The sequence below is a fragment of the Vibrio sp. genome (genome assembly GCF_038138445.1).
Lineage (GTDB): Bacteria > Pseudomonadota > Gammaproteobacteria > Enterobacterales > Vibrionaceae > Vibrio.
Genome location: NZ_JAYQDQ010000052.1, coordinates 20,004 through 28,515 on the forward strand (window position 1 = coordinate 20,004; position 8,512 = coordinate 28,515).

Below are 8,512 nucleotides of genomic sequence, written 5' to 3' on the forward strand. Positions count from 1 at the left end.
GTCTAGACATCTATAAGAGATTTTGAAAATGAGCAAGAAAGTTGAATTGCCACGGTCACAGTGGATTAAGGCACTAAGTCAAATAAAACGATTGGAATTAGTCGAACAAGTTCAAAATCTAGCAAAAGATTGGTTTATTAAACCAGTCTCTCCGCCTCAATCTGGTCTAGGCGCTTTGAAACTGAAAGAGAGCACAATGTCAGAGCCTTTCTTCTTGGGTGAGTTCCCACTTTCCTGCGTTTGGATTGAAATATCTACCCCTGATGGGAGGGTGGTTCAAGGTGCAGCAAATGTTATGCATGATGATGTTGAGTATGCCGAGGTGCTAGCGATTTGCGATGCGGTTTTGGCTGAGGAGCTGGATGGTTTTCATGAGATCGAAGCGTTATTAACACAAGGACTGCATTTATTTGAAGAAAAGGAGATAGCCCGTAGAAAAATTCTTGCGAGTACTCGTGTTGATTTCTCTTTGCTCGAGGATGCGGTAGACCCAAACAAAATAAGCAATGTGGCGGAGGTTATGCAAAATGTTGCAAGTTGATTCGTTGTGGCTGCCACAATTACAGCAGCGAAATTACCGTCATTTGCTTAATGCGATGTCTCGGCCCGGCACTCAAAATGAAATATTACATGGAGTGCCTGATCAATATAAACCTACTTATGGATTTCTACCCTTACTTGCGACACTGACAGACTCGCAAGTATCAATATCAGATCCGGAATTTCTATTAAAGGAAAGCGACTGGAAGATGCTACAAGCTTCAAATACTGAAGTCATAAAGGCGAATTTTATTGTTGCTACTGGTGAAAGGGCTATCGATGAGGGCCCAAAGCTCGGCTCATTAGCTAACCCAGAAGATTCCGCAACCTTAATCATATGTGTTTCCAAGATTGGTGAAGGTGACCAGGCACTTCAACTGACTGGCCCTGGTGTGAATGGCTCAGCAAAAGTACAGATTTGTGGATTGAGTGAATCTTGGTTGGAGCGTAGAAGCGAGTGGTGCTCAAGCTTTCCAATCGGTGTTGATATTCTTTTGTGTGATCGAGACAGCTTTATAGCATTACCGCGAACTACTCGCGTGGAGGTGATCTAATGGCGTATGTTGCAGTCAAAGGCGGTGCTCAAGCACTAAGAGGCGCAGAAGGGGCGTTTGAGTATTTAAGAACACGTGAAGGTGTTGGTCCTATTGATGCAGACACTATTCAAAATCAATTAAGACTATTGCACAGTAGAGTTATCTCTGAGGGCGGCGTTTATCACCCAGAATTAGCAGCGCTAGCAATCAAGCAATTTCATGGCGATACGCTTGAAGCTTCTTTTGCCCTAAGAGCTTTTCGGTCGACCGTACCGCGTCTCGTTGAAACACCACTAATGGATACCGGCAAAATGCGGATCACTCGACGCATATCTGCTGCCTTCAAAGATATTCCAAAGGGACAAATGTTGGGTGCAACAACTGATTATCAACTTAGGTTGATGCGAATGGAAATGCTCGATGAGTCACCAGAAGTATTCCAATCCATTGCGAAAAAGTGGTTATCTAATACTAATGAAACACAAATTCCGGATACATTTCCGAAGGTGTTGGATGAACTAAGAAAGCAGGGGTTGCTTCCACCAGAGCCAGAATTGAACAGTTTGGCGGAACCCTTTGACATTACTCGTGAACCACTCGTTTTTCCAGTGCCAAGATCAGCTGCACTAGCAACAATGGCACGTGCTGAACAAGGTTCCTTGCTCGGCATGGCGTATTCAAACATGCGAGGCTATGGGGATATTCACCCAACCGTTGCTGAATTGAGAGTGGGCTATGTCCCCGTCATGCTTCCACATCCGATTACCAATGAACTCACGGAAATTGGTGAGATAGAGATAACAGAGTGTGAAGTTGTCGCCATGTATGAAGATGAAGAAGATACGCAGCAACATAATTCAAAGGCCATGTTTACTTTAGGCTACGGGGCTTGCTTTGGTCACAATGAGGTCAAAGCCATCAGCATGGCAATATTGGATCGTGCGTTACAAAAAGGCATGAGAGACGGGCCGTCTAATCCTTCAGAAGACCCCGAGTTCGTTTTATTACACGTCGATGGTGTGGACTCCATGGGATTCTGCTCACACTACAAAATGCCTCACTACGTCACATTTCAATCAGATATGGATCGCTTGCGTGCGACTCAAAACAAACACCAAGAGGCAACCGAATCATGAGTCAATACAATTTTGGATTCTTAGATGAATTCGCAAAAAAGGAAGTTAGGCGGTGTACATTAAAAGCAGTCGCGATACCAGGGTACCAGGTGCCTTATTCAAGCCGAGAAATGCCAATGGGACGCGGGTTTGGTACTGGTGGTTTGCAGTTGACACTTTCTCTGATTGGCAAAGATGACACGCTCAAGGTTATAGATCAAGGATCTGATGACTCGGTAAATGCTGTGAACCTTCGAGAATTTATCGAAATGACGTGCCCGGGTATCAATACGACTACTTGCACTGAAGATGCTAACATAATTCAGTCGCGTCACCGTATTCCTGAAAAGGAATTGCGAGAAGACCAGATCATTGTCCTTCAAGTTCCCTATCCCGATCCATTGGTTATCGTTGAGCCCTCGGAAGATAAGCGCAAGCAAATGCATGGTGAAGGTGATTATTCTCGTTTGCTCGTAAAGCTTTATGAAGACCTTATAAAGTACCAAGAAATAACGATATCACACCGTTATCCAACGCGCATAAATGATTGCTACGTTATTGACCCATCGCCTATACCTCGTTGGGACGTGCCGAAAATGCATCAGTCAAAGGCTTTAATCCTGTTGGGTGCTGGACGGGAAAAGAAAATCTATGCGGTACCCCCCTTCACGGATGCAGATCCATTAGCTTTCGACGATGTGCCATTCAGGGTTGAAGATTTTGATGATCAGAAGGGTAAACGTCGAGCTTGTAAAAAATGTGGTTCGACCTCCAGCTTTCTAGACGAATTTGTTGACTCAACAAATGGCGAGAAAGTCTATCAATGCTCTGACAGTGATTACTGTGAAACATTTAAAAAGAAAGCCCTGTCTGAAAATAAACTAAATCCTGAGGAAGCTTTAAATGGATAAGGTATTAGAAGTCAGAAACTTGTCAAAAGTTTATGGTAAAGGGTGTGCCGATTGTTTTGAGCTAACAGGCCCCGAAGCTGATACAAATATTTGCCCTAGTTGCGGCAGCGTCGTGGCAGCACATGATGTTTCTTTTGATCTATACAAGGGAGAGATTCTTGGGATTATGGGGGAGTCAGGTTCTGGGAAGTCGACTTCAGTGAAGAGCTTGTATTTTGATGAAGAACCCACGTCGGGCAGTGCAATCTTTTATGATGAGGGTAAACAACATGATTTGTTTACTTTAAACGCCGCCCAGCAAAGACAATTAGCCAGCCGATGTTTCGGTATGGTTTATCAGAATCCGTATTTAGGGTTGAACTTCGATATTTCAGCTGGAGGGAACATCGCAGAGCGATTGCTGATGTCTAGTGTTAGCAATTTCAGTGATATAAGAAAACGAGCCACCTCTCTTTTGCACAGAACAGAAGTGCCAACCGCAAGAATAGATGCCTTGCCAAAAACTTTCTCGGGAGGCATGCAACAACGCGTACAAATAGCCAAAGCCTTGTCGACTTACCCACCATTACTGTTTCTTGATGAAGTAACAACCGGGCTCGATTTGTCAGTGCAGGCAGCTATTCTTGATTTAATTATGGAAATCCAACAAGAGATAGAAACGGCCATGATCGTAGTTACGCATGACCTCGGAGTGATCCGTTTGTTGGCTGGTCGCACCCTTGTTATGAAATATGGCCGGGTAATTGAATCGGGCTTAACGGACCAGATTCTTGAAGACCCTCAGCATCCATACACCCAACGGCTTGTTGCGTCTGCGTTATAAAAGGAGTTTCCATCTTATGAACAACCACATCAACACAGCTAATGACCGCGTGCTTCGGGTTCAACAATACGCAAAGCAGTTTGTACTTTACGAGCAGGGTAAAATTATTCCCTCCTCACAAAATGTTGAACTATCGGTTTATCAGGGACAGCTGACCGCACTGATAGGCCCTACGGGTTCAGGAAAATCTAGCGTACTAAAAGGTATATATCGGACCTATTTACCAACTTGTGGCAGAGTGTTGTATCAAGCGGAGAATGGTCGTGAATATGACCTAGCGCATGCGGATGAGCATCATATATTACAACTAAGGAAAGAAGAAATTAGCTTTGTGACTCAGTTCTTACACATCTTGCCGCGAAAACCAAGTGAATTTCTTGTTGCTCAGTCTCTTTTGAAACGCGGTACAAGTTTGCAAGAAGCGCTCGAAAAGGCCCGTGACATGCTGTCTCGCCTGAATCTTCCCGAACGATTGTGGAGTCTCTCGCCCGCGAATTTTTCCGGTGGCGAGAAACAGCGCGTAAATCTAGCGAGAAGTTTAGTCGCCAACCCCCGCTTGTTATTACTCGATGAACCGACATCGAGTTTAGATCCCATAACTACTGAAGTGGTATTAAGAGAGCTAAAAAAACTAAAAGAAGAAGGTGTAGCGATGCTCGCCATTTTTCATGACCCAACGCTGGTAGAGAAAATGGCAGAGCACGTTGTCGAACTTCAAATACCACAATCAGTTGACCAATTATTAGAGACGGCCTAAGCATGAAGATATTTATTAAAAATGCAACGATTGTGTTGCGAGATACAATTTTAGAAGAATCGAACTTATTTATTGAAGATGGATTCATTCGCTCAATTAACTCAGATATTTCCCACGCAAATGAAGTAATTGATTTACGCGGAGACCTCTTGATGCCGGGCATGATCGATATTCACTGTGACGCCCTCGAAAAAGAGGTAGAACCCAGGCCAAACGTTCATTTTCCGCTTGATTTTGCTTGTGCGCAAGCGGATAAGCGCAATGCAGCAGCGGGAATCACTACAGTTTATCACGCACTATCATTCGCTCACGAAGAGCTGGGTGTGCGCAATAACGATTTTGCCGGAGAAGTAGCGAGAGCAGTACATAAATGGCAACCGCATGCTCTGGTCGATAACCGTGTCCACTGCAGGTATGAAATTACCGATGAGACGGGAGTACCAATTCTGAAAAATTTGTTAGAAGACGACTTAATGCATATGATTTCCATGATGGATCATACACCCGGTCAAGGTCAGTTTAAGGATATGGCGGCCTATAAAAACTACTTGAGTCGTATGTATAAAAAAACAGATGAAGAAATCGACGATATTGTCACGCGTAAAGCAGCTTCCGCGTCCGGAGCGTTTGAACGAATGAAAGAGCTTAGTGCTTTAGCACATCAACGTAATATATCAGTGGCGAGTCATGATGATGATTCTGTTGAACGTGTTGCGACAATGAGTGAGATTGGCGCTGATATCTCCGAATTTCCGATCAACTTAGAGGCTGCTAAGGCCGCCAAAGCTGCTAATATGTCGACGGTTTTCGGCGCTCCCAATATATTGCGAGGGAAAAGTCAGTCTGGTTCTATGAAAGCTATTGAGGCTATAGAAAATGGCGTAGCAGACTGCCTTTGTGCTGATTACTCCCCTGCAGCGCTTATCGTAGCGATATTCAAGATTCCTCAACTAATCGATATGTCCTTGGTGGATGCCATAAAACTAGTGACTTTGAATCCTGCAAAAGCTGCAAGATTATCTGACAGAGGAGAAATTGCGGTAGGTAAGCGAGCTGACCTTGTTGCTGTTAGCTTGCCTGGTGGTCTTCCTCAAATATCCAGAACATGGAGTGCCGGAGACTTAGTATTTCAGGTTCAATATGATCATGGCTAAGCTGTTTTATATTATTGGCCCCTCCGGTGCGGGGAAAGACGCACTGATAAATTATCTTCGCAAGCATTTTAAGCCCGAAGACGGCATTGCTTTCGCACATCGATATATTACGCGGGATGCCAATGCTGGTGGAGAGAACCATGTTGCGTTATCAGAAAAAGAGTTTCTTCATCGACAAGAGGCGGGCTTATTTTCAATGGATTGGCAGAGCCATGGCAACTACTATGGCATCGGCCTAGAAATTGAAGGATGGCTAGGTCGGGACATAAATGTTGTGGTTAACGGCTCTCGGTCTTATTTATCAGAAGCGAGAAATCGTTTCGAGAATTTATGCCCTATTTTAGTATATGTCGATTCAGACGTGTTAAGAAATCGTTTGTTATTACGAGGCAGGGAGTCTGATGATGAGATCGAGCAAAGGCTTGCAAAAGCTAAGCAAGACGAAAGTTATTTTGTGTCACAAAATGATATTCTCAGAGTAGAAAATAATGGCTCTTTAGAAGAGGCTGGCAAACACTTATTTGATCTTATTGTTGAAGAAAAAAATTGCATTCAACAGCAGGCCTATCAATGAAAGTGACGCTTTTGGGGACGGGTGCCGCTGGGGGGGTTCCCTTGTTTGGATGTCGATGTCCAGTCTGCCTTAAGGCCAAGACTATGTCTTCATTTAAGAGACAACCAGCTTGTGCGTTAATAGAAGTAGATGGGGCGGCCTACTTAATTGATGCGGGGATCATGAATATTGGGGAGCGTTTCGATTCCTCTTTTCTCAATGGAATCTTCCTGACCCATTTTCACCCCGACCATGTTCAGGGTTTGTTTCACATTCGCTGGGGTCAAGAACCTAAGATTCCAGTATATTGTCCTCCTGACAAAGAGGGGTGTGCTGATCTCTATAAACATCCGGGATTACTAGAATTCAGGCAGCTTAAGAAATTTGGCAGAATAGAACTGAACGATCTAGAAGTGATTGCGTTGCCATTGATTCACTCGAAGCTTACTTTTGGTTATTTGTTTAAATATGCTGGCACCTCTCTAGCGTATCTCACAGATACCAAAGGTCTCCCACCCAAAGTCACAGATTGTCTAAAGTTTATTGGTCTTGACTGCTTGATCATTGATACCAGTTATCCTCCAACCGTCCAAAACAAAAATCATAACAACCTTAACGATACGCTTGCTATTCACGACTCAATTTGCCCTAAAAAAACGGTGCTGACGCACATTACTCATCATCTCGACAACTGGTTTCAAGATAATAAAAATCAGTTACCGGAAAATGTGATTGTAGGAAATGACGCCATGGTTATTGAGCTATGAATAACACTTTGAGATTGAGCGTATTTGTTACAGGGCAGGTTAATGGTCAATAATGCGCTAGTTTTGCTAGCGCTTTCCGTTTTCATGCATGTTGCTTGGAACGTTATGACTCGTTTTACAGACAAGCGTGCAAACTTTTTATGGTGGGGATTATTAGCTCATACGCTCATATTCGCTCCTTGGTCAATATCTCAATTGGTCATTGAAGCACGCTGGAATGATGAGCTAATTTTGGCATTGCTATTTTCTGTAATTACAAATGTATTCTACTTCTTTGCCCTTCGTCGTGCCTACCATTTTGCGAGTGTGTCGTTCGTCTATCCCATCGCAAGAAGTTCGCCAATATTAATCGCTTTTTGGGCTTGGGCTTTATTTGATGATCGTCTCAGTTTGATGGGTTTTTCTGGAATATTTATTAGCATCTTTGGGCTCTGGTTGCTCGCCAAGTTCGATAGTGGTTTACATACGGCCTCTGCTTTGAAGTGGGCTTTGTTGGCAGCTCTAGGGACTAGTATTTATTCTGTAAGTGATAAAGTGGCGGTTAATTATCTACCTACCTTTGGGGCACAACTTGGCTACATTTCAGTAGGCTATTTTGCATCCTTTGTTTTTCTATCTCTTGAGCAATATAAAAAGACCGACAGCTTTGTGCCCGAACAAAAACCGAAATGGTTTTTAATATTTACAGGTGGGTTATTTATTGGCGTAGCCTATGCGTTGGTTGTAAGAGCAATGGTTCAATTGCCAGCCTCTGCGGCAGTAGCGATTAGTAACAGTGGCATTGTGTTAGCGACATTGGTATCGGTGCTGATATTCAAGGAGAAGGAGTCAGCATTTCAGCGATTATTTTGTTCAATAGTCATATCGCTAGGAATTGCATTGGTTGTTATTGATTTGTAGTAGTGGGATAACAAACAATGCCTGGATAAATGCGTAAAATGAAACAGGCAGTTTAGAACTTCCATGCTGACTTGTCCTAGGTAAATAAACCAAACGGGAACTGAGTAATTGAAAAAGTTATGGGGCTGCCTCGCACCGGAAAAAGGATTGTTCTCAAATGATAAAGTCTTGGCCCATTTTGACTCGCCCGCTAGTATGCTATTGGTTTTAAATGGTTCTCTGTTATCTGGTCATCGGCTTGGGGCTTGAGAGATGGGGGAGAGACGCATATAGTAATTGCCAATTTAGAGAATATTTGTCTTGAAAAGTCCGAGATTAAAATAGCACGAAGTTGTTAAAGCCTTATGGAATAAGGTGGGTAGGCAAAAAAAGGCCAACCGAGAACGGTTGACCTTCTGCAATTGGTGGAGATGGGGGGAGTCGAACCCCCGTCCGTCAGTCCTCTGCCATTGGCTC

General features: G+C 43.6%; 10 protein-coding genes. All 10 read left to right on the forward strand.

From position 1 onward, the window contains the following. The first annotated feature begins 28 nt into the window (after positions 1-28). The 10 genes from phnG to AAFM34_RS13715 are packed head-to-tail and all read left to right on the forward strand — an operon-like array spanning position 29 to position 8,056. On the forward strand, positions 29-541 hold the full coding sequence (phnG, locus tag AAFM34_RS13670; RefSeq protein ID WP_341663703.1) for a phosphonate C-P lyase system protein PhnG: 513 nt from the start codon (positions 29-31) through the stop codon (positions 539-541). Continuing rightward, complete coding sequence (gene phnH / locus AAFM34_RS13675; RefSeq protein ID WP_341663705.1) at positions 528-1,094, forward strand: phosphonate C-P lyase system protein PhnH; 567 nt, start codon at positions 528-530, stop codon at positions 1,092-1,094. The genes phnG and phnH overlap by 14 nt, the downstream gene beginning before the upstream one ends. Then, positions 1,094-2,212, forward strand: a complete 1,119-nt coding sequence (locus AAFM34_RS13680; protein ID WP_341663707.1) for a carbon-phosphorus lyase complex subunit PhnI — start codon at positions 1,094-1,096, stop codon at positions 2,210-2,212. Before phnH ends, AAFM34_RS13680 begins: the two co-directional genes overlap by 1 nt. Next, the gene (locus AAFM34_RS13685; protein WP_341663709.1) at positions 2,209-3,102 is read left to right on the forward strand and encodes an alpha-D-ribose 1-methylphosphonate 5-phosphate C-P-lyase PhnJ; all 894 of its coding nucleotides are present in this window, start codon (positions 2,209-2,211) and stop codon (positions 3,100-3,102) included. The genes AAFM34_RS13680 and AAFM34_RS13685 overlap by 4 nt, the downstream gene beginning before the upstream one ends. Further along, positions 3,095-3,925 carry an ATP-binding cassette domain-containing protein gene (locus AAFM34_RS13690; RefSeq protein ID WP_341663711.1) on the forward strand — a complete coding sequence of 277 codons (831 nt, stop codon included), beginning with the start codon at positions 3,095-3,097 and terminating at the stop codon, positions 3,923-3,925. The genes AAFM34_RS13685 and AAFM34_RS13690 overlap by 8 nt, the downstream gene beginning before the upstream one ends. Positions 3,926-3,941: 16 nt before the next feature. After that, entirely contained in the window at positions 3,942-4,682 is a 741-nt protein-coding gene (locus AAFM34_RS13695) for an ATP-binding cassette domain-containing protein (protein ID WP_341663713.1), read from the forward strand. Between the two features lie 2 nt (positions 4,683-4,684). After that, positions 4,685-5,836 carry an alpha-D-ribose 1-methylphosphonate 5-triphosphate diphosphatase gene (locus tag AAFM34_RS13700; RefSeq protein WP_341663716.1) on the forward strand — a complete coding sequence of 384 codons (1,152 nt, stop codon included), beginning with the start codon at positions 4,685-4,687 and terminating at the stop codon, positions 5,834-5,836. Further along, positions 5,829-6,410, forward strand: a complete 582-nt coding sequence (gene phnN / locus AAFM34_RS13705; RefSeq protein ID WP_341663718.1) for a phosphonate metabolism protein/1,5-bisphosphokinase (PRPP-forming) PhnN — start codon at positions 5,829-5,831, stop codon at positions 6,408-6,410. The genes AAFM34_RS13700 and phnN overlap by 8 nt, the downstream gene beginning before the upstream one ends. Continuing rightward, positions 6,407-7,156, forward strand: coding sequence for a phosphonate metabolism protein PhnP (gene phnP / locus AAFM34_RS13710; RefSeq protein WP_341663720.1), 750 nt, complete (start codon positions 6,407-6,409; stop codon positions 7,154-7,156). The genes phnN and phnP overlap by 4 nt, the downstream gene beginning before the upstream one ends. A gap of 42 nt (positions 7,157-7,198) precedes the next feature. Continuing rightward, positions 7,199-8,056 carry an EamA family transporter gene (locus AAFM34_RS13715; protein WP_341663722.1) on the forward strand — a complete coding sequence of 286 codons (858 nt, stop codon included), beginning with the start codon at positions 7,199-7,201 and terminating at the stop codon, positions 8,054-8,056. Positions 8,057-8,512 lie beyond the last annotated feature (456 nt).